Genomic DNA, 22,204 nt, shown 5'->3' with positions numbered 1-22,204 from the left:
GTGTAGGTCTGGGTGATGGGGGCGCCGGTGGTGTTGGGCAGCGTCACGGTGGGCTGGGCCACGCTGGCGCTGCTCAGGCCAGTGGCCGGGCTCCAGCTATAGGTGTAGCCGGCCAGCGCCGGGGTGCCAATGGCCGCCGAGGCCACACCCGAGCAGGTGCTGCGGGCCGGGCCGGCGTCGGCCACGGCCGCAGGGTTCACCGTCACCACCACGGCATCGGTGCTCAGGCAGTTCGGGCCGGATGATACCGTGAGCGTGTAGGTCTGGGTGATGGGGGCGCCGGTGGTGTTGGGCAGCGTCACGGTGGGCTGGGCCACGCTGGCGCTGCTCAGGCCCGTGGCGGGGCTCCAGCTATAAGTGAAGCCCGTAACAGCTGCTGTGCCGATTTGTACGGTAGGGCCGGGTGCACCCACCGGGCTGGGGCACACGACAACGTCGGGGCCGGCGTTGGCGGTGGGGGGCGGCGTCACCGTTACCGTCACGGTGGCCGTGATGGAGCAAGTGCCGTCGGTACCGGTCACGGTATAGGTGGTGGTAGCGGTGGGCGATACCGTAACGGTGGTGCCGGTCGAGTTGATACCGCCACCGGTCCAGGTATAAGTCAGGCCCGCCACCCCGGTTACCGTCAGGGTAGTGGACGTGCCCTGGCAGATGCTGGGCGCGGCGGCTACGGCCGTAAGGGCCGGCAGCGGCCGGATATCCACGGTTTTAACTACTGAGTCAGACAAACAGCCATAGGTCGAAACACCTTTGAGCGACAGCGTGCCGGTGGTGTTGGCACTGGCCCAGGTTACCTGCACCGTGTTGGTGCCCTGGCCGCTCGTGATGGTGCCGCCCGTGATGCGCCAGCGGTAAGAGGCCGGCACCGGGCCGGCCGCGGTGTAGGTGCGTACCGTAGCCGGGTCGCACACCGTGGCCGGGCCGTTGATGGCGTTGGGGCCGGCGGCGCGGGTCACCGTCACCCGGAAAATATCCGAAGCCAGCTTGCCGCCGCAGCCGTTGTCCTTCACGGTCACGCCCAGGTCGTAGGGCGTGGTGCGGGCCTGGCCGCAGGCCGAATTATAGATGAACGTGCCCGATACCGAGCCGTTGCCGGTGGCGGTGGCCGTGCCGGTCAGGTTGCCGGCCTGCACCACGCCCGTGCTGCCGTTGAAAGTAGTGTTGAACGGCCCGCTACCATCGAGCAGGGCACTGTTCACGGTGAGCACCAGCGGGTGGTTGCTGCTGGCCTGAGTGGCTGTAATCGGAATACTCAGTGACTGGCCTTCCTCAATAGTATAGTTGCGGGGCGTAATAACCGGTGTTGGCAGGACCGGCGGTGTAGTGGGCGGACAGGTGGAAACCACTAGCTGCAAGTCTCGTCGGGTGGTGCCAATCAGCACTTCCACGCCATTGATGGTTCGATACTCCGATACGTCTACCGCTACCACGTAGAGGCCAATGTTGCGGGCTCCGTATTTGGCAATGCCCGTACTGGCATTGATGGTAGCAAAGTTGCCCGCGCCCGTGCCAAAAGGGTTGGCCGCGTTGTAGGCCGGGTAGTACGGCACTGGCTGGGGCAGGGGCGGGAAGGTGGTGTTGCTGCTCAGGAAGCCATAAGGCGTGCCGAAAGAATACACCAGCCGGTCACCGTCGGGGTCGAAGGCGTTGTTGAGGGTAATGGTCGTATCGTTCTGGCACACGATGGCCACGGCCGTATCCGAAAACACGGGCGAGCGGTTGTAGATGAGCGGCGGGGCCATGCTCACGTACAGCGTCAGGGGCACGTTGCCACCGGTGCCCCCGCTGGGGTTGTTGATGTTGGTGAGGGTGTTGTTGCGGGCGCTCACCGAGTATACGGCGTAGTAGCCATCGAAGGAAACCGGCAGGTTTACCGTCTGCACGTATTTGCACAGGTAGAACGGCTGGCTGGGGCCACTCACCGCGCAGCCTTGCGGCACGGGCGGGGCAATGGGCGGCGGCAGGTTGGTATTGGTGGGCGTGGGGGCCGTGCGGTTGAAGTTGTAGCTGCCAATGCGCGCCCCGGTGGTCCGGTTATAAATGTCAATTGGCGCGCTTACCGGCGGGGCCGCAATGCCATTGGGGTTGGCGTTGGTGTACAAGCCGTTGCTATACAACGTCAAAGTAATTTCGTAGCGAAAGGGCGTGGCCGCCGGTCCGGTTGCGTCGAGGTAGCGGTAGCTCATCTCGCCGCCCAGTAGGTGCGAGGCCTGCGCCGGGCGCGTGCCCAGTACCAGCAGCGCCAGTAGTAGCATCGACCCGAAAAAACGCCGTAGTAAGGTTGTAGGCATACAATAAAATGAAGAGGAGGGGAACCGAAAAACTGCCCCAGCCACCAGAAGGCAGCCGGGGCGGTTAGAAGTTGATTTCGGACATCGTAGCTGCCCGAAGGAACATTTGTAGTTATTCGCGCACCAGACGGCGCAGGGCGGTCTGGCCTTGCGCGTCGCGCAGGCGCAGCACATACACGCCGGCCGGCAGCGCGCTCAGGTCTAACTGGGCATCGGCGGCCGGGCCCAGGCGCAGTGCCGTGCGCAGCACCGTCGCCCCCAGCACGTTCTGCACCTCGGTGGCGTAGAGGCCGGCGGCGCTGGCATCGGGCAGGCGCAGGCTCACCCGCCCATCCAGCGTGGGGTTGGGGAAGAGGCTGAGCGTAGGCAAGGCCTGGGCATCGCGGGTGGCCAGGGGCAGGATGCGCAACTGGTAGTCTTCCACTTCGGCATTGGCCACGTTAGTGGCGCAGGCGCTGGGCGTGCCGCCGGTTACGTTGGCCACCACCATCACCCGCATGCGGGGGTTGATACCGGCCGTGCCGGCAGGCACCGTGAAGGGGGCCGTGAACGTGTTACTATTGGAGTTGCCGTTCACCACCAGTTCCGAGTTGTCGAACGTGCCATTCATGTTCCAGTCCACCCACGCCGAGGTGCGGTGCGTAGCGCCCAGGTTGGTGGCTACAGTCAAGCTGAGGGAGTTGCCCACGTTGGCCGACAGGGGCAAGCTGGTGTAGTTGGCGTAGCCACCCGTAGCCACGCTGGTGCTGTTGGTGAAGGCCGGCGTGGCATTGGCAATGCTCACGGTGCTGATGTAGAAGGGACTGGGCAACTGCTGCCCGGTGGGGCCCATGCCGCCCGTACCATTCGCGGCGCAGAAGGTGAGGCATGGCACCTGAATGGTCACCGCGTTTAGGCGCGTTACGCTGGCCGTGCCGTTGGCATTGGTGGCCGCCAGCGTCACGTTGTAAGTGCCCGAAGCGGTGTAGGTGTGCGTGGGGTTCTGCAGCGTGCTGGTGGTGCCATCACCGAAGTTCCAGGCCCAGGAGGTGGGCAGGTTGGTGGTGAGGTCGGTGAACACAATGGGATTCACGCAGCCGCCGGCCACGTAGTTGGTGCTGAAGTTGATGATGGGGGGCAGTGTGTTGGGCCGGGCAATGACGGTGTAGTCTTCCACCTGGCCGCTCACCGGGCTCACGCAGGGGCCGGCCGTGTTGCCAATGGCGTCGGCAATGATGCGCAGGCGCAGGGGCTGGTTGAGCGTGGTGCCGGCGGGCAGGGTGAGGGTAGTGGTAACCCCGGGGCTGGGCGTGTTCAGGCCCGTATACACCAGTTCGGAGGCCGCGAAAATGCCGTTGTTGTTAGCATCCAGATACACCCGGATATCGTGGGGGTTCACGCCGCCCGTGGTGATAATCATCTGGTTGCTTACGCCCACAATCAGGTCGGTGCGTTGGGGGCAGGTGAAATCCTGGTAGCCGGCGCTGCCATCAGCCGAAGGGTTGTTGATGGTACCCAGCTGGAAGCGGGTGATGCCGTAGTTGGCGAAGTAGTTGGTGGTTTGGGGCGAGCAGCTGGCCGCCAGCGGCACCGACGCATTATAAACAATGCTGGTGGCGGCACTGGTATTGTTGCCCACCGCATTGGTGGCGCGCAGCGTTACGGCGTAGGTGCCGGCCGTGGCGTAGGTGTGCGAGGGGTTTTGCAGGGTGCTGGTGCCGCCGTCGCCAAAGGTCCAGAGCCAGGAGGTGGGCAGGTTCTGGCTGGCATCGGTGAACTGCACGGTGCCCGAGCAGGTGGTGGTGCCGTTGGTGGTGAAGGCCGCCACCGGCGCGCTCACGTTCGACGACAGCCGCACACTGTAGTCTTCCACCTGCGAGTACTGGGGCGTGGAGCACGAGGTGGGCACGGTGCCCAGCGCATAGTCCGACGACACCCGCATGCGCAGGTTGGTGCTGAGCACGGCCGTGGCCGGGGGCGTAAACGTGCCCGTGTGCAGGATGGCGTTGGGCGCATCAAACACCAGCTCGCTGTTGCCGGTGAAGGCCCCGTCGTTGTTATAGTCAATCCAGACCTTCACGTTCTCGTTCACGTTTGGGCCGGTACGCACGCTGATGGTGTAGGTCTGGCCCACCGTCAGGGCCGCGTTGAAGGTGCAGCCGTAGTCGCGGTAGCCGTCGATGTAGTTGCCCGTGGTGTTGTTGATGAGGCCGCTCCCAACGTTAACGTTGAGGATGCCCATGCCGTAGAGGTTGGCCTGGCCGCTACTGGCATTGCCCGGCGTGCACACGGCTGCAATGGGGCAGGTAGTTTGAGCGGCGGCCTCTGAGCTTACGCCCAGTCCCAGCAAAACAGCAATAAAACCCGGCGCAAACCGGGACCAGGAACGTAAGTGTGGATGCATACGGTACTTTGAAAGAAAGCAATTGAATTCAACGGATAAATGTAAGCAGAAAGCGGGGATGATTCTGCCCCAATCGGCCATTATCCATTTTGCGTCGGCCACCCCGCCCGCGGGCTCGCTCAACACCCGCCGCCGCGCGGCCGGCAAGTAGCTGACCGTAACCCACGGAGGAGGTTTAATCAGACCGCGCAAAAATCGCACCACCCCGCCGTAAGTTTGCCGGGATTATTCGTCCATCTTTCTCCCCGGCCCGCCTGGGGCATTATTTTAACTCATGCCAACTCCCACTGTTCTCATCACCGGCGGCACGTCGGGCATTGGCCGGGCTTGTGCGCTGGCTTTCGGCCGGGCCGGCTACCAGGTGGCCATCACCGGGCGCGACGAAGTTAAACTGGCCGACACGGCCGCCGCGCTGGCCGCCGCCGGCGTGGCCCACCTTACCATCCGCGCCGATGTGGGCGACGAAGCCGCCGCCGAGCGCGCCGTGCAGGAAACCGTGGCCCGCTTCGGTGGGCTCGACGTGCTGCTCAACAATGCCGGCATCAGCATGCGCGCCCGCTTTCAGGATGCCGACCTGGAGGTTATCAAGCGGCTGATGCAGACCAACTTCTTCGGTACCGTCTTCACCACCAAGTTTGCGCTGCCGCATTTGCTGCAGCGCAAGGGCACCATCGTGGGCATCAGCAGCATTGCGGGCTACCGCGGTTTGCCGGGCCGCACGGGCTACTCGGCCTCCAAGTTTGCCATGAACGGCTTCCTCGAAGCGCTGCGCACGGAGCTGCTCGACCAGGGCGTGAACGTGCTCACGGCCGCCCCCGGCTTCACGGCCTCCAACATTCGCAACACGGCCCTGGCCGCCGACGGCTCCTCGCAGGGCGAGTCGCCGCGCGACGAAGGCGCCATGATGAGCAGCGAAGCCGTGGCCGACGAAATCCTGAAAGCTGTGCAGCAGCGCAGGCGCACCATCGTGCTCACCGGCCAGGGCAAGCTGGTGGTGTTCCTCAATAAATGGCTGCCCGGCCTGAGTGATAAATTGGTGCTGAACCACTTTCGGAAAGAGGAAAAGGGAGTGGATGTGGGGTAGGGATGGTGTATTAGGGTGTATTGGGGCTCCTAACATCAGCGAATACTGATTAGTGAAAGGATAGGGACTTGAATGAATTAATGTTAGGAATATATTAATTTCGAATGAGTGAAAACGGTTTTTGTGCTATCGATAAAACCGTTTCTGAGGGTATTGAGGTAAAGCCTTTCACCTAATCATTTGTCATTATTTCCTTTCAAGACATGCGTTTACCCTTACTTATCCTCTCTGCTGGCTTGGTCTTGCTCACTGCTACGGCTTCTGCCCCGGCTCAGACCCTTACCCGTGTCACGAATACTACCGTAACCGGGATACCCAACGGCATTTCCATTAGTGGAACCAAAGCCTATGTATCAGATTTTGGTGGCGGCACTTTACAGGTTTACAGCATCGCCAACCCCTTGGCTCCGGTGCTCTTGGGCTCATGTTCGGCCATTCGGCCCCGTGCCTTGGCGGCGGCCGATACAATGGCCTACATTCTGGGATTTGGGTTGGGACAGGTTACTACCAGCTACCTCACGGCGCTGTATGTGAGCAATCCGGCAACTCCAGCTGCCGGCCGTGTTGTATTATTCGGCGAACCGCCCATTTATATTGGTGCCAGCCGTTCGTTGGTGTGCGCGGCGAGCACCATTGGCGGTACCGTGAGGGTTTTTGATAGTTTGCTTAATCAGTTGAGCTCCTTCACCGCCAGCGCTACGGCCGTAGTTTTGAATGGAACCGCGCTGTATCTCAACTTCTATGGGACAACCACCGTGTACGATTTGAGTAATCCGGCCGCACCAGTTCGAGTTCGGGTCGTCAACGGGCCTATTAACGTCGTGAATGGCAACCGCGCCTGCGGATTGTATGGCTCACTCTACAGCTATGACGTGAGTTCCCCGCTAAACCCCGTGCTGCTGGGCACGGCCCCCCTCGCTTCGGGTTATGGTTTGCTGGCAATGACCGGTACTACTGCCTATACATGCGAATCCTACAGCGGAATGGGTTCTAATAACCTGCCGATGAAGGCCTTTGCTATCAGCCAAGCTTCGGCCCCGGTGCTGCAGGCCACCACAGCAGCTAGTGCGAGTGCAACGGCAATTGCTGCATCCGGTAATTATGTCTTTTTGGTCAACCAATTCGGCTCCTTGTTCCAAGTTTATGCTCTCAGCGGCACGGGCACGGGCACGCGCAGCAGCCAGCAAAATACTATGGGCATTTATCCTAATCCCGCACACGCTGCCCTGACTATGACCCCACCCAACCCGGCCGCATCCGTGGAGGTGTACGACCTGGCCGGCCGGGTTTGCCTGACGGCTCGGGTTTCGGCGGGTATTCCGCTCGACATCAGCCACCTGCTGGCGGGTATGTACGTGGTGCGCAACGGCAGCGCTACGCAGCCCCTGGTGGTGGAATAAACCAATTGTGTAAACGGTCTGATTCCCAACAAAAAGCCCCAGCTCATAATTGTGCCGGGGCTTTTTGTTTAATCAGGCTCCCCTCTTCCATAAGAAGGGGAGTGTCGTGAGCTTACAGCGACGCCTTTTGCGCCAGCTTCACGGCCTCGTACATATCCACCACGCCGCCGGTTACGGACAGGGTCGAGAAATCGGCCTGCTTGTCGGTGCCGGGTACCTGCACTTTGGTGTGGTGCACCTGGGCCGACTGCATGATGATGCGCTTCAAATCCGTGGCGGTGAGCTTGGGGAAGTAGGATTTCAGCACTGCCGCCACGCCGGCCGTCACGGGCGAGGCCATGCTGGTGCCGCTTTCGTTGCCGTAGGTGCTGCCGGGCAGCGTGCTGTAGATGCCCACGCCGGGCGCAAACACGTCCACGCCCTTCTTGCTGTAGTTTGAGAAGTCGGCGGTCAGGTTCACGTTGTCCTTCGGGCCAGAGGCGCCCACCGTCAGCAGGTTCGGGATGGGGGTGTTGTTCATGTAGAACGAGGCCGGGTAGTTGTCGGCCACGTCGAGGTTGTGGTTTTCGTTGCCGGCGGCGTGCACCAGCAGCACACCTTTCTGGGCGGCGTACTTATAGGCGACTTCCACGGCCGGGCGCTGGGGCGAGAATTCCTTGCCGAAGCTCATGTTGATAATCTGCGCGCCGTTGTCCACGGCGTAGCGGATGGCGTTGGCAATATCCTTGTCGCGCTCGTCGCCGTCGGGTACGGCGCGTACCATCATGATGCGCACGGGGTCGGGGGCGAGGCCCTGAATGCCAAGGTTATTGGTGCGAACCGCCGCGATGATACCCGAGACGTGGGTGCCGTGCATGGGGTCGGGGCCATGGAGGTCGTTGTTGCCGTAGAAGCGCTGGCTCACGTCCTCGGGGTTGTCCTTGATGATGTCGGCCCGGGGGTTGAAATTCAGATTCAGCGAGTTGTCCAGCATGCTGCGCTCCTGCTTCACGCCGTCGTTCAGCTCTTTTAGCAGGGCATCGGCGTCGCCGGCCCCGGTCTGGCGCATCATGTCGAGCATGCCGGCCACGGCGCGTTTCAGGTTGGGGTCGTCGGGGTTGGCGTTTTTGAGGGCCGTGGTGTCCAGCTTGTCGGTGCCGAGGGCCTGTTTCATGTTGGCCACCATCATGTTTAGCGGGCCGCTCATCTCCTCTACCTGCTTGTTGCGCTCGGTTTCCTCCTTGAGGCGGGCGGAGTAGGCTTGCTCGGCCTTCTGGTAAAGCAGGTAAGCGGCCTTGTCGGCCGGCTTCACGGTTTTGGCCGTGAAGCCTTTGAAGCGCTTGCGGCCGGCAGCCACGATGCGCGTCATTTCCAGGGTCTCGGCGTTCACGTTGCGGCCGTCGGGCGCGCCGAGGAAGTTCCAGCCGTGCACGTCGTCGATGTAGCCGTTCTTGTCGTCGTCGATGCCGTTGCCGGGGATTTCGCCCCGGTTCACCCACAGCACCGGCTTGAGGTCGACGTGGGCCGTATCGATGCCCGAGTCAATGACGGCCACGATGACGGGCGTCGGCACCAGGTTTTTCAGGATTTCCGAGTAAGCGCGGTTGGCGCCCACGCCGGGCACGTTGTCGAGCTGCGGGTCTTTGAGGTACCACTGGGCGGCGCTTTGGTCGCCGGCCGGAGTAACGGGAGCCGTGGAAGGGGCATTCACCGATTGAGCCTGGGCGAGCACCGGCAAGGCCAGCAAAGCCGCCGAAAACGTCCAGCGGCGGAAGGAAGGAATCGTCATAAACTAAGGATGGGGCCGCCATACGGCAGCCGGTGTGGGTGGTAAACCGATTTTCACACAAATGAAGTTCAGCCGAGCCAAAGACGCGGCTGCCCGCCCCGATGTTGCGCCGCCCCGGCCGTCCCATATCTTGCGGCCATGTCCGATGCTTCCTCCGCGCACGCTGCCGCCTGCCTCAACTGCGGCCACGTCCTGCCGCCGCCCGGCTGCTTCTGCCCCCAATGCGGCCAGGCCCCGGCCCACCGCCTCAGCACGGCGCACGTGCTGCACGAGGTGCTGCACGTGTTCACCCACGCCGACAAGGGCATATTTGCCTTCATTCCGCAGGTGCTATTCCGCCCCGGCCAGCTGGTGGCCGACTACCTGGCCGGCCGCCGCAAGCGCCACTTCAACCCCTTCCAGTTTCTGCTGCTGTTGGTGGGCTTCGTCACGCTGCTGGGCGTGAAGCTGCATTATTACGAAGGCGTGGGTGCGAGCGTGGCTGCCGCCATGCAGCGCCTCAAGCCCCTTACGCCGGCCCAGCTGCTGCGCGTCGAACAGTATTTCCACACCATCGGGGCGTTTTTCAACGTGTATTGGCTGGCCCTGCTGCCGGTGCAGGCCCTGCTGACGTGGGCCGCCTACCGCCGCCGCGCCGGCCTCAACTACGCCGTGGCCGTGCTGGTGCAGGTGGTAGTGGGCTGCGCCTTCCAGCTGCTGCTATTGCTGGCGCTGCCCACGGTGCGGCTGCTGGGCGTGCACCAGCCGGGCCTGAGCACGGCCCTGCTGCAAGGCTTCTTAACGGCGCTGTACTTATTGCTGATTGGGCGGCGTGGACTGGGCTTGCCTGTGTCGGAGGCGCTGGGCCGTGCCCTGCTGGTGGGGCTGTTAGCTGGCCTGCTGAATTTTGGGGCCAACTACGCGGCCTTCAACCTCTACGTGTTCCACGGCTGAGGCAGAACCACCCGGTCGGGGTCCGACCGGTCGCCGCGGGGTGAAGCGTAGGGGGCCTTTTATCTCGTTTTTGCTTCAACCGGTCCGACCGCCTGGGGCGGTCGGACCGGGCAACGACGCCCACCCGATAACTTCACGCCCTCAATTCGGTTTCCCGCGCATGATTCGCTCCCTCCGCCCGCTCGCCGCGGCCCTGCTACTGCTCACTGTCAACTGTTCACTGCTAACTGAAAGCAAAGCGCAGACGCCCAAAACCTACACTTCTTCCGAAATCCTGCTGGGCCTCAAGAAGCTCAACGTGCTGGGCTCGGTGATGTACATCGCCGCCCACCCCGACGACGAAAACACCCGCCTCATCGCCTACATGGCCAACGAGCGCCTGCTCGAAACCAGCTACCTGAGCTGCACCCGCGGCGACGGCGGCCAGAACCTCATCGGCCCCGAGCTGCGCGAGGGCCTCGGCGTGATTCGCACGCAGGAGCTGCTGGCGGCCCGGCGCCTCGACGGCGGCCGGCAGTTTTTCACCCGCGCCAACGACTTCGGCTTCTCGAAAACCTCCGACGAAACCTTCAAAATCTGGGACAAGGAGCAGGTGCTCGCCGACATGGTGTGGGTTATCCGCCAGCGCCGGCCCGATGTACTCATCACCCGCTTCCCGCCCGACGCCCGCGCCGGCCACGGCCACCACCAGGCCAGCGCCATCCTCGCCGCCGAAGCCTTCGACGCCGCCGGCGACCCCAAGCGCTTCCCCGAGCAATTGCAATACGTGCAGCCCTGGCAGCCCAAGCGCCTGCTCTGGAACACCGGCAGCTTCTTCGTGAAGCCCGGCGAAAACATGGACGCGTATCTAAAGCTCGATGCCGGCGGCTACAACCCCCTGCTTGGGCAGTCGTACGGCGAAATCGCGGCCCGCAGCCGCAGCAACCACCGCAGCCAGGGCTTCGGCTCGGCCGCCCAGCGGGGCGAGGCGCTGGAGTATTTCCAGCCCGTGAAAGGGGAGAAGGCGGCTAAGGACTTATTCGAGGGCGTGGACCAGACCTGGAACCGGGTGCCCGGCGGCGCAGCCGTGGGCAAGCTCATCGAGGAGGTGATTCGCAAGTATGATGCGAGCAACCCCAGCGCCAGCGTGGCGGGGCTGCTGAAAGTGCGGGATGCACTTGACGCGCGAAAAGCAATTGCGTTAAAATTAGATGATGCTCATTACTCAGGGTTCTGGCTCGGTGAAAAACGAGAAGAAATAGACAAGCTGGTGGCTGCTTGTGCCGGGCTGGTTTTTGAAGCTACTGCTAGCTCCTCAACAGCAACGCAAGGCAGTGAAATTTCCGTTAAAATTGAAGCGTTGAGCCGCACGGATTTGCCCGTAGTGTTAAGCGAAATCCGCTCCTATGAGGAGAAGGGCGCAATCTTGAAACCCAATTTGACTTTGACCAAAAACATGGTAGCCAATATTTCGGCTGCTGATGCTTCAAAGTCTACGACCGTATCTGTGCAAGGCACCACACAGCCCTATTGGCTGCTTGAACGGCCGTCGGTGGGAATGTATATGGTGCCTGAAATTGCCAACGCTTTCCCGGAAGAACTAGCGCAGTTCAAAAAGCTGAATTTCATGCCAATCTATTTTCATCAGGTAAGAGGTAAGCCCGAAAATGCAGCGCTAACGCGTTTTTACTTTAATGGAAGTATCGCAGGGCACACTTTCAGTTACGAAGTCCCCGTCCAATACAAGCACACCGACCCGGTGCTCGGCGAACTGTACCAACCGCTGGCCGTGGTGCCGCCCGTGGCCGTGAACCTGCCCGCCGCCCGCGCCTACGTCTTCGCCGATGCCCAGCCCAAGACCGTGCCCGTAACGCTCAAAGCCGGCCGCGCCGGGGTGGCCGGCACGCTGGCCCTCACTCTGCCCGCCGGCTGGACCAGTACCCCCGCCAGCCAGTCCTTCGCCCTCGCCACCAAAGACGCCGAGCAAACCGTGGAGTTCCGCGTGCAGCCCGGCCCCGGCGCCGCCCCCGGCAAAACGGAGCTGCGCGCCGTGGCCACCGTGGATGGCCAGGCCTACAGCCGCGGCATCCAGACCATCCAATACCCCCACATCCCCACCCAAACGCTGTTTCCCGAAGCTGTGGCCCCGCTCGTGAAGCTGGAGCTGCGCAAGCGCGGCCAGAACGTGGCCTACCTCATGGGCGCCGGCGACGAAGTGCCCGAGGCCCTGCGCCAGGTGGGCTACAACGTCACGCTGCTCGAACCCAAAGACCTCACCGCCGCCCGCCTCAAGCAATACGACGCCCTGGTTGTCGGCATCCGCGCCTATAATACCGTCGACCGCCTCAAAACCCAGCAGCCCGAAATCCTCAAATACATCGAGCAGGGCGGCAATGTGGTGGTGCAATACGTGGTGAACCGCGGCACCGTCATGCCCGAAATCGGCCCCTACCCGATGACGCTCAGCACCGACCGCGTGACCGTGGAAGATGCCCCCGTGACCCTCTCGAAGCACCCGCTACTGGCCGCGCCCAACAAAATCACCGAGCAGGATTTCCGGGGCTGGGTGCAGGAGCAGGGTCTCTATTATCCCTCGAAATGGGACCCGAAATACCAGACCGTTATTTCCAGCAGCGACCCCGGCGAGCCGGCCAAGGAAAGCGCCATTCTGGTGACAGATTATGGCAAGGGGCACTACATCTACACGGGTCTGTCGCTGTTTCGGGAGCTGCCAGCCGGCGTGCCCGGCGCGTATCGGCTTATTACGAACATGATTTCCTACGGGAAGGAGCCGGCGCAGTAGCGTGTAGTAGCGTGGACTCTGCGAGTCCGCGCATTCGTGAACGGAAGCTCGCTCATGCGCGGACTCGCAGAGTCCGCGCTACATTGCCCATCATGCCGAGCGCAGCCGAGGCATCTCGCGTGTGGTAGTAATTCCTTCAATTGGATTACTTCTGCACGTGAGATGCCTCGGCTGCGCTCGGCATGACGTTCTTTTGTGTTCTGATTACCATTCGCAGGCCTTCAGGCCGCTCTTTTGCCCGTGCTCACAGTTGAAAAAATCGGCGGTACCTCGATGACCGCCTTCGCCGACGTCCTAGACAACATCATCTTTCACGGCCGCGAGGGCGCGAAGCTGTACAACCGCATTTTCGTGGTGTCGGCCTATGCCAACGTGACCAACTGGCTTCTCGAAAACAAGAAAACCGGCGCGCCCGGCGTCTACCACCACATCACCCAGGGCCAGGAATTCAGCCAGCTTCTGCAGGACGTGGCTGCCAAGCTCAAGGAGCTAAACAAGCAGTATGAGCCGCTGGGGTTGGATTTGGCCGTGGCCGATGCCTTCATCCAGCAGCGCATCGACCAGGCCCAGGTGTACCTCGACAGCCTCGTGAACGTGCTGGCCTCCGGCTACGTCAACAGCGTGAACATCCTGCAGGCGGCCCGCGAAATCCTGGCCTCGATAGGGGAGGCCCACTCGGCCTTCAACGCCGTGAACATCCTGCAAAGCCGGGGCGTGCACGCTACGCTGGTCGACCTCAGCGGCTTCGACGATGCCCAGCCGCTGACGATTGATGAGCGAATCCGGCAGGCCTTTACCGATATTGATTTTCCGCGCACCATCTGCATTGCCACAGGCTACACCAAGGGCACCGAGGGCATTATGCGGGAGTTCGACCGGGGCTATTCGGAAGTCACCTTCAGCAAGATTGCCGTGGCCGTGCGGCCCCAGGAGGCCATTATTCATAAAGAATACCACCTCAGCTCGGCCGACCCCAACCTGGTGGGCGTGGACCAGTGCCACCCCATCGGCTTCACCAACTACGACGTGGCCGACCAGCTGGCTGACGTGGGCATGGAGGCCATCCACCCCAAAGCCTCGAAGCCGCTGGAGATAAACGCCATCGACCTGCGCATCAAAAACACCTTCGAGCCCGAGCACCCCGGCACGCTCATCACCCGCGACTACGTGTCGCCCACCAAGCGCATCGAAGTCATTACGGGCACCGAGAAAGTCGTCATCATCGACATCCACGACCCGCTGATGGTAGGCGCCGCCGGCTTCGACCTCACGCTGATGCAGGTGTTTTTCGACCTCGGGGTGAGCTACATCTTCAAGGCCACCAGCGCCAACAGCATCTCGCTGCTCATCTGGGAAAAAGACCTTCGGCCGCAACTGGTGGCCGCCCTCGAAGCCAAGTACGAGAACGTGACCGTGCAGGCGGCCGCCCTGGTCTGCCTCATCGGCTCCAACATCGACGAGCCTGGTCTGCTGGCCCGCGCCGCCCGCGCCCTCGCCGATGAGGGCATCAACATTCGCAGCGCCGGCTTTGCGCTGCGCAAGGTGAACATCCAGTTCATCGTGGGCCGCGAGGATTACAAAACGGCCATCATCGCCCTGAACCAGGCGCTGGGGTAACATTATCAGGGAAGGAGGGTATGGGGGTGAGAGGGTAGGAGTTGGAATCCGGCGTCGAAACTCTCACCCTCATACCCGCTTACCCTCATAACTTATTACATGACGCTCCGCCAGTTTCTTGTTTTCACGGCCCTCACGCTGCCGGCCTGCGCCCTGCTCATTCTGTTTTTCGACCAGCCGCTGGCCCGGTTCATCCACGGGCATTTCGGCGGGGCCGCGCCGTACTTCGCCACCCTCACCACCACCGCCGATAAAGCCCATGATGCGCTGATGACGCACGTGGCGGGCCTGCCCGTCATCTTTCTGGGGCTGGGGCTGGCCTTCGCCATCGGCCGCTACATTCTCAAAAGAAAGGCCGCCACCATTTTCCTCATCCTGCTGCTCACCCACGAGTTCAGCATGGTGCTAGCCAATGTGCTGAAAGGCACCGTTCACCGCCTGCGGCCGGAGGTGTTGTTTGGGGCGGGCTACGAGGGCACGGGCCTATGGGCCGCTGGTTCGCACAACGACTCGTTCCCGTCCACGCACACGGCTACTTATTTCAGCTTATTCTGGCCGCTGGCGGTGGCTTTTCCGAAGTATCGGGCGCCGCTGCTGGTGCTGCCGGGGCTTATTGCGCTGGGCCGGCTGGTGCTGGGCATGCACTACCTGAGCGACGTGTGGTTTTCCATCTGGCTGGTGGTGGCGCTCACGTTTCTGTTCGGGCTGCTGGATAAGCCGCGTAAGGCGTAGAGATGCGTATTCGCGTCTCGTCGTTGAACGGCAACGCATGAACAAATTCTAACGGCCCAGACGATGAGACGCGAATACGCGTCTCTACAACCCGGCAGCCCCTTTGCCGTTCAGCACCCAACCGGCGCATGCCGGCTTTCGCTTTTGCATGAGAAAATACCGCTTACTCTCCGCCGCCTCACTGGCTCTTTTTCTGGTAATGACTCTGGCGGCCTGCACCACCACCAAGCCCGTCGTCAACCCCAACCTGGTGGTGCTGGGCCACGCCGGCTCTGGCTTCTACACCCCCATCAGCCCGTTCAACTACCGGCCGCCGAGCAGCTGGCGCGGCATCCGGCGGGCGCTTCTGCGCGGGGCCGATGGCGTGGAAATCGACCTGCAAATGAGCCGCGACAGCGTGGTGATGCTCTACCACGACCAGCACTTGCAGGACGGCAGCACCGGCACCGGCTGCGTGAGCCAGCGCACCGCCGCCGAGCTCACCCAGCTCCGCTACCAGGGCGGCTTCCCTTACGACCTCATCCAGAAAGAGCACCCCATCACCTTCGATACCCTGCTGGCCCGCCTCAACCGCTGGCCCAGCTTCCCCTTCATCCACCTCGACCTGCACGAGGACGACCAATGCCTGCCCCCCGGCCGCCAGAACGAAAAGGTGCCGCTCCTAGTGCGCCAGATTGCCCGTAGCCTGGCCCGCTACCATGCACCGCTGAATAAGGTTTTGTTCATCACCCAGGACGGGGCCACCGTGCGGCTGGCCCGCGCCGCCATGCCAGGCGTGCGCGTCGGCCTCGAAATTGCCTCCGATGAATTCGCCGTCGGCCTGAAAACTGCCAAAGCCGAAAAGGTGCAGACCGTGGTGCTCGATGCCGACCGCGTGACGCCCGAGCAAAGCGCCCAGGCCCACGCCGCCGGCTTCAAGGTAGTGGTATTCGGCGGCCGCTCAGCGGGTGACCTGCGCCGCGTGCTCCGAACCCAGCCCGATGAGATTGAGGTGGATAACGTGAGGCGCCTGCTCATCATGCAGGGCCGGGGCGGGAAGTAAGCGGTTCTAAACCCGGCCGGGAATTTGGCGGCCGCTGCAAAACAAAAAGCCCCTGGCTCAGAAATGAGCCAGGGGCTTTTTGCAAATTCATCAGGCTCCCCTCTTCGGTGGAGAGGGGCCGGGGGTGAGGCGAAACGGGCGCTTACTTGCCCATTTTCTTGGCTTCGGCCATCAGCTCCTCGTTCATCTTCACGTACTCGCCGTTGGGCGGCGTGGCGGCCAGCGCGGCTTTCTTCGAAGCTTCGGCGGCTTTGGTGGCACCGGCGTAATCCTTCATTTTCAGGCGGATTTTGGCTTCCGTGTTTAGGTTCCAGAACTTGGTGGGCTCGGCGGCGTTGGCTTTTTCCATCCAGGCCAGGGCCTGCTTCAGGTCCTTGTTGTTGTCGTAGTAGTACACGGCGGCAGCGGCCAGGTCGGCGGGAGCAGGAGTGGCGGCTTTGATAACTTTCTCATCAATCTGGGCCATTACCTTGGTTTCCACGTCGGCGGTTACCTTGAACTTGGCGCCGGTCATTTCCCACTCCATCGCCACGTTGGCGGTGGCGGGGGTGAGGTCGGTGAAGTTGATGGTGAAGGTTTCGACCTTGCTGGCCAGCTTGTAGGGCTTAATGGTGAAGCGGGCCACGTCTTGGTCGTCCTTGAACCCATCCACGTCGGCACCCTGCTTCAGGCTTTTGTTGAGCACCACCAGCCACTCCGTTTTGTTCGGAATGGTGTAGAGGCCGTACTCGCCGGCGGCCACTTTCTTACCCTCAATCATCACATCGTCGGAGAATTTGATGCTGGTGGTGGCATTAGCGCCCGTGCGCCAGCGCTTGCCAAACGGCACCACCGTGCCGAAAATGGCGCGGCCTTTTACACTGGGGCGCGAGTAGGTAATGGTAATGTCCGTCAGGCCCACGCGCTGCGAAACGGTGCTTTTGGGGCTGGCAGCGGGCGTGGCAATCTGAGCCTGGGCAGCCGGCGCGGCCAGCAGGGTAGCAGCCGCTGCAACAGCGACGGAGAAACTTGCGAAGTGCTTGCTCATCAGTAAGGAGAGGGTGAAGGGGAGTTGTTGAGGGGCTAAAAATACGAAACCCGCGCTTGGGGCGCGGGTTTCATAGCTATCAATTTATTTCTCCATTGTTAATCGAAAGGTCTTTAAACTGTTTATCGGTTAAAAGTTTATCTATTTTGCCTTCAGATTTAATTAGAATTTTGGGCACTCCTTCACTGTCAATAGTCAATGTTGAAGTAGTTGTGTTGTATGGGATTTTATATTCAATGCCTTTTATTTCGTATAATTCGTTGTCATGCATAATATACCTGTTAGGAAGCACCCAGCACCCATCGGCAAATTTATCTTCCATATTCACATGTAATGGCTGATTATCATGAGTGAAATCCATTAAAAAACAGTCAATCGAACCATCTTCATTGTAGAAACGGTCAAGCATAACTTTGAGTGGTTTTCCAGTCAGTCCATTGGCTTCAAACTTTTGAACAGCACTTGTAGTCCAAGCAAAATTGAATTGGCCATTTGAAAAATTTGGCACAATCATATTGATATTGACGATAAACGTTTTGATACGTCCCTGTTCATCAAGTTCAGTTGAGGGTCTAATGTGATAGAGTTCGATTTCTTTTTGCAGTGGATTTTGATTTGAACTATCCGCATACTTTTCTGCGGGTCTTGTATAATCTGTTGCAGAAGCAAAAAGTCCTCCTGAAACATTTAAATCAGATAATGCTCCCTGAAGCTTTTGAATATCAGGTCTACCAACTTTTCTTTCGTCAATGGTATAATCTTTTGCTTCAATTGCTAGACTTTCATCTTCATTCAGTCCATCAATCTGATAATCAGTTTTGCTGTATGTACCTCTTAGATGCTGGTCATATTTGATTTTTTGCCCTGTTACTATTTTGAAAGCTGCTGCTACCAACATTTCATAAGCCTGCCCTGCCTTATTAGGATAGTATCCATATAATTCAAAAAAAAGCTCATCAATTGGTGATTTTTGAATGCCCATATCTTTACGATAGTTAAAGTGAAACCAAATTTATCTAGCTCAACTCAAACTGCAGCCGCAATAGATTCGCATACAGTCCGCCTTCCCGCTCGCTCAGTTCCTCGTGCGAGCCAGCTTCCACGATGCGGCCGCCGTCAATCACCAGGATTTTATCAACCTTCCGAATGGTGCTCAGGCGGTGAGCGATGATGAGGCTCGTGCGGTGCTCCATCAGCTCATCGAGGGCGCCCTGCACCAGCTTTTCGCTTTCGCTGTCGAGGGAGGACGTGGCTTCGTCGAGGATGAGGATGGCGGGGTTTTTCAGGATGGCGCGGGCAATGGCCACGCGCTGGCGCTGCCCGCCCGAGAGCTTGATGCCGCGGTCGCCCACCACCGTATCGAGCGCCTCGGGGAAGGCCTGAATGAACTGCCAGGCGTTGGCCCGCTGGGCAGCTTCGGTGATTTCGGCGTCACTGGCACCGGGCTTGCCGTAGGCAATGTTCTCGCGGATGGTGCCACCGAAAAGCAGCGTTTCCTGCGGCACAATGCCGATGTGGCGGCGCAGGGCGGTGAGGTCGTAGTCCTGCACGTCGTGCCCGTCCACGATGATGCGGCCACCGCTGAGCGGGTAAAACTGCATCAGCAGGCCAGCAATGGTGCTTTTGCCCGCGCCGCTGGGGCCGACGAGGGCAATTTTTTCGCCCGCCGAAATATGGAAGTCGATATCCGTGAGAACCGGCACATCGGGCCGGGTGGGGTAGCGGAAGGCCACGTGCTCGTAGCGAATGTCGCCGTGCAGGCGGGCCGGCACCAGCCCCACGGCCGGCTCGATGTGGGTGGGCTCGGGCGCTTCGTCGAGAATTTCGAGGATGCGCTCGGAGGCACCCAGCGTGCTCTGCACCTTGCCGTAGATTTCACCCAGGCCCGCTACCGAGGCCCCGATGAAGGCCGTGTAGATGATGAAGGCCGTGAGGTCGCCAATCTGGAGGTGGTTGGGGTCGGTGACGGGGGTGTGCACCAGCGTGGCCCCGCGCCACAGCACCAGAATAATGCCACCAAACAGGCCGATAATCACGAACGACACAAAGCCGCCGCGGTAGAGGTTGCTTTGCAGCGCGGCCCTTACCACTTTGCCCAGCGAGTTATTGTAGCGGCCGGTTTCAAACTTCTCGTTTGTGAAAGCCTTCACCGAGTTGATGGCTTGCAGCGTTTCCTCCACAATAGTGTTGGTGTGGGCCAGCTCCTGCTGCACGGTCTTGGAGAGCGTGCGGATTTTGCGCCCGAACAGCCCGGCCGCCAGCACGATGGGCGGGAACGTGAGCAGCATGAACAGCGACAGCTTCCACGACACTACCATGATGAAGCCGATGCCGCCCACCAGCGTAAACACCTGCCGGAACAGCTCGGCCAGCGTGAGCGAAAACGAGTCCTGAATCTGGGCCACGTCGGAGGTAATGCGCGAGGTGATGGCCCCCACGCGGTTTTTCTCGAAAAACGGAATGGGCAGCTGTACGAACTTGGCGTAGAGTGCCTGCCGGATGTCGCGCACCGTGAACTCGCTCACCTGCGTGAAAAACCAGATGCGGCCAAACGAGAAAAAGCCCTGCAACACCGTCACCAGAAACAGCCCGATGGCCACGCGGTTGATGTCGAGCACCAGCCCGCCGGGCAGCACCAGGGGCTGGCCAGTGGCCACGTTCACCAGCTTGCCAGCAATCCACGGAAACGACATGGTGCTCAGGCTGCTGAGCACCAGCAGCACCATGCCCACGATAAACTTGCCGCGGTAGGGCAGCACGTAGCGGAATATCCGCAGGCCGCGCCGCAGCGATTCCTTGTTGACTTTGGGTTTGGGTAGGTCGGCGGCAATGTCGTTGCCGCTGGTATTGAGTCCACTACGGGCCATCGGGTATTATCTAATTCAGCTAATTATAACGCGGCAATTTCGGCCGCCGGGCATGAGGCGCGGGTGAAGTAGAGAAGCGTATTTGCGTCTCGTCGTTGGACGGCAAAGCCTGAACGAGTTCTAACGGAGCGGACGCCGAGACGCAATTATGCGTCTCTACTGGTGCCGGCCGCGCGCCGGCTGGCGGCGCACCTGCTCCACGTGCATCACACCGGCTTCGCCGAAGGGCACGGGCAACTGCACCAGCACCGGCAGCGGGCGGCCGCGCCGCATGCCCGGCTGCCAGCCCGAGAGCAGGCTTACCACGCGCAGGGCTTCGGCGTCGCACTCGGGCGAGAGCGACTGGGCCACCACGGGGTTGCTGATGCTGCCGTCCTCGTTCACGGTGGCATTCACCAGCACCTTGCCGTTGAGGCCCTTGGCTTTGGCGGCTTCAGGGTAGTTGATGTGCTCGAGGAAGAACAGCCCCATGGCCTGCTCGCCGCCGGGGTACACGGGGGCGCGGTCGGGGCGGTTGGCGGCGGGGTTGCGCTGCACCTGCATCTGGCCGGGTTTCAGGATAATGGTTTGGCCGGTGGCCGGGGCGGGCTGCTGGGCGTGGGCCGCCCCAGCGATGAGCAGCAAGCCGAGGAACGGGAGGAAGTTTTTCATAGGCAGAATAACGGCCGGGCCAGCGCCCGCGCCATTTATAAATCGCATAACTGAGAAGACGAATGAATGGCTCAAATACCTCAAACCCCGGACTAAGCCGACAGGTTCGCGGGCGCTTCGGCTGCGTCGGCAGGGCGCGAAATGAGCAGCAGACCCAAGTACACCAGCGCCCCGTTCAGCAACAGGATTTCGAAGCCGAACTTGTAGCCGTTCAGCCACTCCACAGAGTGCGACACGATGAGCAGGGTGAGGCTGACGGCGACCACGCAGGTAGGCAGCACCAGCCGGTCGCGCAGCTGGCGGTGGGTGAAGATGCCGAAGGCGAAAAGGCCCAGCAGAGGGCCGTAGGTGAAGCCGGCGGCCTTGTACACGGCATCAATCAGGCTTTGCTCGTTGAGGATGCGGAAGATGAGGATGATGACGATGAGTACCACCGACCAGCCCAAGTGCGTGAGCTGGCGCAGGCGCGTCTGCCGAGCTTCGGGGTATTGCTTAATGTCGAGGAAGTCGATGCAGAACGAAGTGGTGAGCGAGGTCAGGGCCGAGTCGGCCGAGGCGTAGGTGACGGCAATAATGCCCAGGATGAAGATGATGCCAGCCGCCAGTGAGAACTGTGTGGTGGCCAGATAAGGGAAAACCTTATCGGTATCGAGGGTGCCTTTAAGGTTGAGGAGCTGGGGCAGCTCGGTGAGCTTGAGGCCGCGGGCGGCGGCGTACTGGTACATGAGTACGCCCAGCGTGAGGAACAGAATATTAACGCACACAATGACCGGCGTGAACCAGAACAGATTCTTCTGGGCCTCGCCGAGGCTGCGGCAGCTGAGGTTTTTCTGCATCAAGTCCTGGTCGAGGCCGGTCATCACGATGGTGATGAACATGCCCGAGGCGAACTGCTTCCAGAAGAATTTATCGTCGCGGAAATCGGAGAAGTAGACCTGCGACATCGGGCTTTCTTTCACCGAGGTGACGAGCTTAGCGAAGGAATAATTCAGCGCATCCGACATGAAATAGATGCTTAGGGCCACGCAGCTGAGCATGGCCAGCGTCTGGAAAGTATCCGTCCAGAGAATTGTTTTCAGGCCGCCCTTGAAGGTATAGAGGTAGATGAACAGGATGCTGACCACCACCGTCACGGCAAACGGCACGCCCATGGCATCGAACACGGCCAGTTGCAGCACGCCCGCCACCAGATACAGCCGCAGAGCCGAGCCCAAAGACCTGGAAATCAAAAAGAACAAGGCCCCGGTTTTATAGCTCCAATACCCAAAGCGCTGCTCCAGATACGAGTAGATGCTCACCAGCCGCAGGCGGTAGTAGAGCGGCATAAGTACGGTGCCGATGACTACGTAGCCGGCCACAAAGCCCGACGCCACCGCCAGGTAGCTCCAGCTTTTGCCGTACACGTTGCCCGGCACCGAGATGAAGGTGACGCCCGAGAGCGAGGTGCCAATCATGGCAAATGCCACCATGTACCACGGCGCGTTGCGGTTGGCCACGAAAAAGCTTTCGCTGGTCGCGCCCCGCGAGGTAAGCAGCGCAATGATGATGAGGACGACGAAATAGCCCGCAACCAGGCTCAGTACTAAAGTGGGCGACATGTAAGCTAGGGCAGGAGGGGATGGGGGTA

General features: G+C 60.9%; 15 protein-coding genes. 7 read left to right on the top strand and 8 right to left on the bottom strand.

Features of this window, described 5'->3' with window-relative positions; translation table 11 throughout:
- Together I7X13_RS21005 and I7X13_RS21985 are read right to left on the bottom strand one after the other, a co-directional pair.
- A partial coding sequence (locus I7X13_RS21005) for a hypothetical protein (protein ID WP_198076991.1) occupies window positions 1-2,291 on the bottom strand: 2,291 nt, incomplete at its 3' end.
- Window positions 2,292-2,403: 112 nt separating this feature from the next.
- Window positions 2,404-4,674, bottom strand: coding sequence for a GEVED domain-containing protein (locus I7X13_RS21985; RefSeq protein WP_317191597.1), 2,271 nt, complete (start codon window positions 4,672-4,674; stop codon window positions 2,404-2,406).
- 274 nt (window positions 4,675-4,948) lie between these two features.
- Here I7X13_RS21985 and I7X13_RS20990 point away from each other — a divergent pair, with 274 nt between their 5' ends.
- Complete coding sequence (locus I7X13_RS20990; RefSeq protein ID WP_198076990.1) at window positions 4,949-5,758, top strand: SDR family oxidoreductase; 810 nt, start codon at window positions 4,949-4,951, stop codon at window positions 5,756-5,758.
- A gap of 203 nt (window positions 5,759-5,961) precedes the next feature.
- Window positions 5,962-7,158, top strand: a complete 1,197-nt coding sequence (locus tag I7X13_RS20985) for a T9SS type A sorting domain-containing protein (RefSeq protein WP_198076989.1) — start codon at window positions 5,962-5,964, stop codon at window positions 7,156-7,158.
- A gap of 112 nt (window positions 7,159-7,270) precedes the next feature.
- Here the strand turns inward: I7X13_RS20985 and I7X13_RS20980 are convergent, their stop codons facing one another.
- The gene (locus I7X13_RS20980; protein WP_198076988.1) at window positions 7,271-8,926 is read right to left on the bottom strand and encodes a S8 family peptidase; all 1,656 of its coding nucleotides are present in this window, start codon (window positions 8,924-8,926) and stop codon (window positions 7,271-7,273) included.
- Window positions 8,927-9,064: 138 nt separating this feature from the next.
- Between I7X13_RS20980 and I7X13_RS20975 the strand changes: the two genes are divergently transcribed.
- From I7X13_RS20975 to I7X13_RS20955, 5 genes are all read left to right on the top strand, one after another.
- Window positions 9,065-9,859, top strand: coding sequence for a DUF3667 domain-containing protein (locus tag I7X13_RS20975; RefSeq protein ID WP_198076987.1), 795 nt, complete (start codon window positions 9,065-9,067; stop codon window positions 9,857-9,859).
- Window positions 9,860-10,019: 160 nt separating this feature from the next.
- Window positions 10,020-12,641 (top strand): PIG-L family deacetylase, encoded by a 2,622-nt coding sequence (locus tag I7X13_RS20970; RefSeq protein ID WP_198076986.1) that lies wholly within the window; start codon window positions 10,020-10,022, stop codon window positions 12,639-12,641.
- A gap of 240 nt (window positions 12,642-12,881) precedes the next feature.
- Window positions 12,882-14,258: an aspartate kinase gene (locus I7X13_RS20965; RefSeq protein WP_198076985.1), complete on the top strand. Its 1,377-nt coding sequence runs from the start codon at window positions 12,882-12,884 to the stop codon at window positions 14,256-14,258.
- Window positions 14,259-14,357: 99 nt separating this feature from the next.
- Window positions 14,358-14,990 carry a phosphatase PAP2 family protein gene (locus tag I7X13_RS20960; protein WP_198076984.1) on the top strand — a complete coding sequence of 211 codons (633 nt, stop codon included), beginning with the start codon at window positions 14,358-14,360 and terminating at the stop codon, window positions 14,988-14,990.
- A gap of 148 nt (window positions 14,991-15,138) precedes the next feature.
- Entirely contained in the window at window positions 15,139-16,032 is an 894-nt protein-coding gene (locus I7X13_RS20955; RefSeq protein WP_213019124.1) for a glycerophosphodiester phosphodiesterase, read from the top strand.
- A 142-nt stretch (window positions 16,033-16,174) separates the two neighbouring features.
- Here the strand turns inward: I7X13_RS20955 and I7X13_RS20950 are convergent, their stop codons facing one another.
- The 5 genes from I7X13_RS20950 to I7X13_RS20930 all read right to left on the bottom strand — a co-directional run bounded on the left by I7X13_RS20950 (window position 16,175) and on the right by I7X13_RS20930 (window position 22,175).
- Window positions 16,175-17,059, bottom strand: coding sequence for a DUF2911 domain-containing protein (locus I7X13_RS20950; RefSeq protein WP_198068979.1), 885 nt, complete (start codon window positions 17,057-17,059; stop codon window positions 16,175-16,177).
- A gap of 79 nt (window positions 17,060-17,138) precedes the next feature.
- Complete coding sequence (locus tag I7X13_RS20945) at window positions 17,139-18,041, bottom strand: restriction endonuclease (RefSeq protein WP_198068978.1); 903 nt, start codon at window positions 18,039-18,041, stop codon at window positions 17,139-17,141.
- A gap of 34 nt (window positions 18,042-18,075) precedes the next feature.
- The gene (locus tag I7X13_RS20940; protein WP_198076982.1) at window positions 18,076-19,926 is read right to left on the bottom strand and encodes an ABC transporter ATP-binding protein; all 1,851 of its coding nucleotides are present in this window, start codon (window positions 19,924-19,926) and stop codon (window positions 18,076-18,078) included.
- A 156-nt stretch (window positions 19,927-20,082) separates the two neighbouring features.
- Entirely contained in the window at window positions 20,083-20,577 is a 495-nt protein-coding gene (locus I7X13_RS20935) for an energy transducer TonB (RefSeq protein WP_198076981.1), read from the bottom strand.
- 92 nt (window positions 20,578-20,669) lie between these two features.
- On the bottom strand, window positions 20,670-22,175 hold the full coding sequence (locus I7X13_RS20930; RefSeq protein WP_198068975.1) for a sodium:solute symporter: 1,506 nt from the start codon (window positions 22,173-22,175) through the stop codon (window positions 20,670-20,672).
- Window positions 22,176-22,204: the final 29 nt, after the last annotated feature.

The sequence above is a fragment of the Hymenobacter negativus genome (genome assembly GCF_016056375.1).
Taxonomy (GTDB): Bacteria; Bacteroidota; Bacteroidia; order Cytophagales; family Hymenobacteraceae; genus Hymenobacter; species Hymenobacter negativus_A.
The sequence above is the reverse complement of the archived record's forward strand: the minus strand, read 5'-3'. Positions and strand labels throughout refer to the sequence as shown.

Excerpts from the sequence above, each read along its gene's own strand:
- I7X13_RS21985 (WP_317191597.1), bottom strand. The coding sequence starts at position 4,674 with ATGCATCCACACTTACGTTCCTGGTCCCGGTTTGCGCCGGGTTTTATT.
- I7X13_RS20990 (WP_198076990.1), top strand. The coding sequence starts at position 4,949 with ATGCCAACTCCCACTGTTCTCATCACCGGCGGCACGTCGGGCATTGGC.
- I7X13_RS20985 (WP_198076989.1), top strand. The coding sequence starts at position 5,962 with ATGCGTTTACCCTTACTTATCCTCTCTGCTGGCTTGGTCTTGCTCACT.
- I7X13_RS20980 (WP_198076988.1), bottom strand. The coding sequence starts at position 8,926 with ATGACGATTCCTTCCTTCCGCCGCTGGACGTTTTCGGCGGCTTTGCTG.
- I7X13_RS20975 (WP_198076987.1), top strand. The coding sequence starts at position 9,065 with ATGTCCGATGCTTCCTCCGCGCACGCTGCCGCCTGCCTCAACTGCGGC.
- I7X13_RS20970 (WP_198076986.1), top strand. The coding sequence starts at position 10,020 with ATGATTCGCTCCCTCCGCCCGCTCGCCGCGGCCCTGCTACTGCTCACT.
- I7X13_RS20960 (WP_198076984.1), top strand. The coding sequence starts at position 14,358 with ATGACGCTCCGCCAGTTTCTTGTTTTCACGGCCCTCACGCTGCCGGCC.
- I7X13_RS20955 (WP_213019124.1), top strand. The coding sequence starts at position 15,139 with ATGAGAAAATACCGCTTACTCTCCGCCGCCTCACTGGCTCTTTTTCTG.
- I7X13_RS20950 (WP_198068979.1), bottom strand. The coding sequence starts at position 17,059 with ATGAGCAAGCACTTCGCAAGTTTCTCCGTCGCTGTTGCAGCGGCTGCT.
- I7X13_RS20945 (WP_198068978.1), bottom strand. The coding sequence starts at position 18,041 with ATGGGCATTCAAAAATCACCAATTGATGAGCTTTTTTTTGAATTATAT.
- I7X13_RS20940 (WP_198076982.1), bottom strand. The coding sequence starts at position 19,926 with ATGGCCCGTAGTGGACTCAATACCAGCGGCAACGACATTGCCGCCGAC.
- I7X13_RS20935 (WP_198076981.1), bottom strand. The coding sequence starts at position 20,577 with ATGAAAAACTTCCTCCCGTTCCTCGGCTTGCTGCTCATCGCTGGGGCG.
- I7X13_RS20930 (WP_198068975.1), bottom strand. The coding sequence starts at position 22,175 with ATGTCGCCCACTTTAGTACTGAGCCTGGTTGCGGGCTATTTCGTCGTC.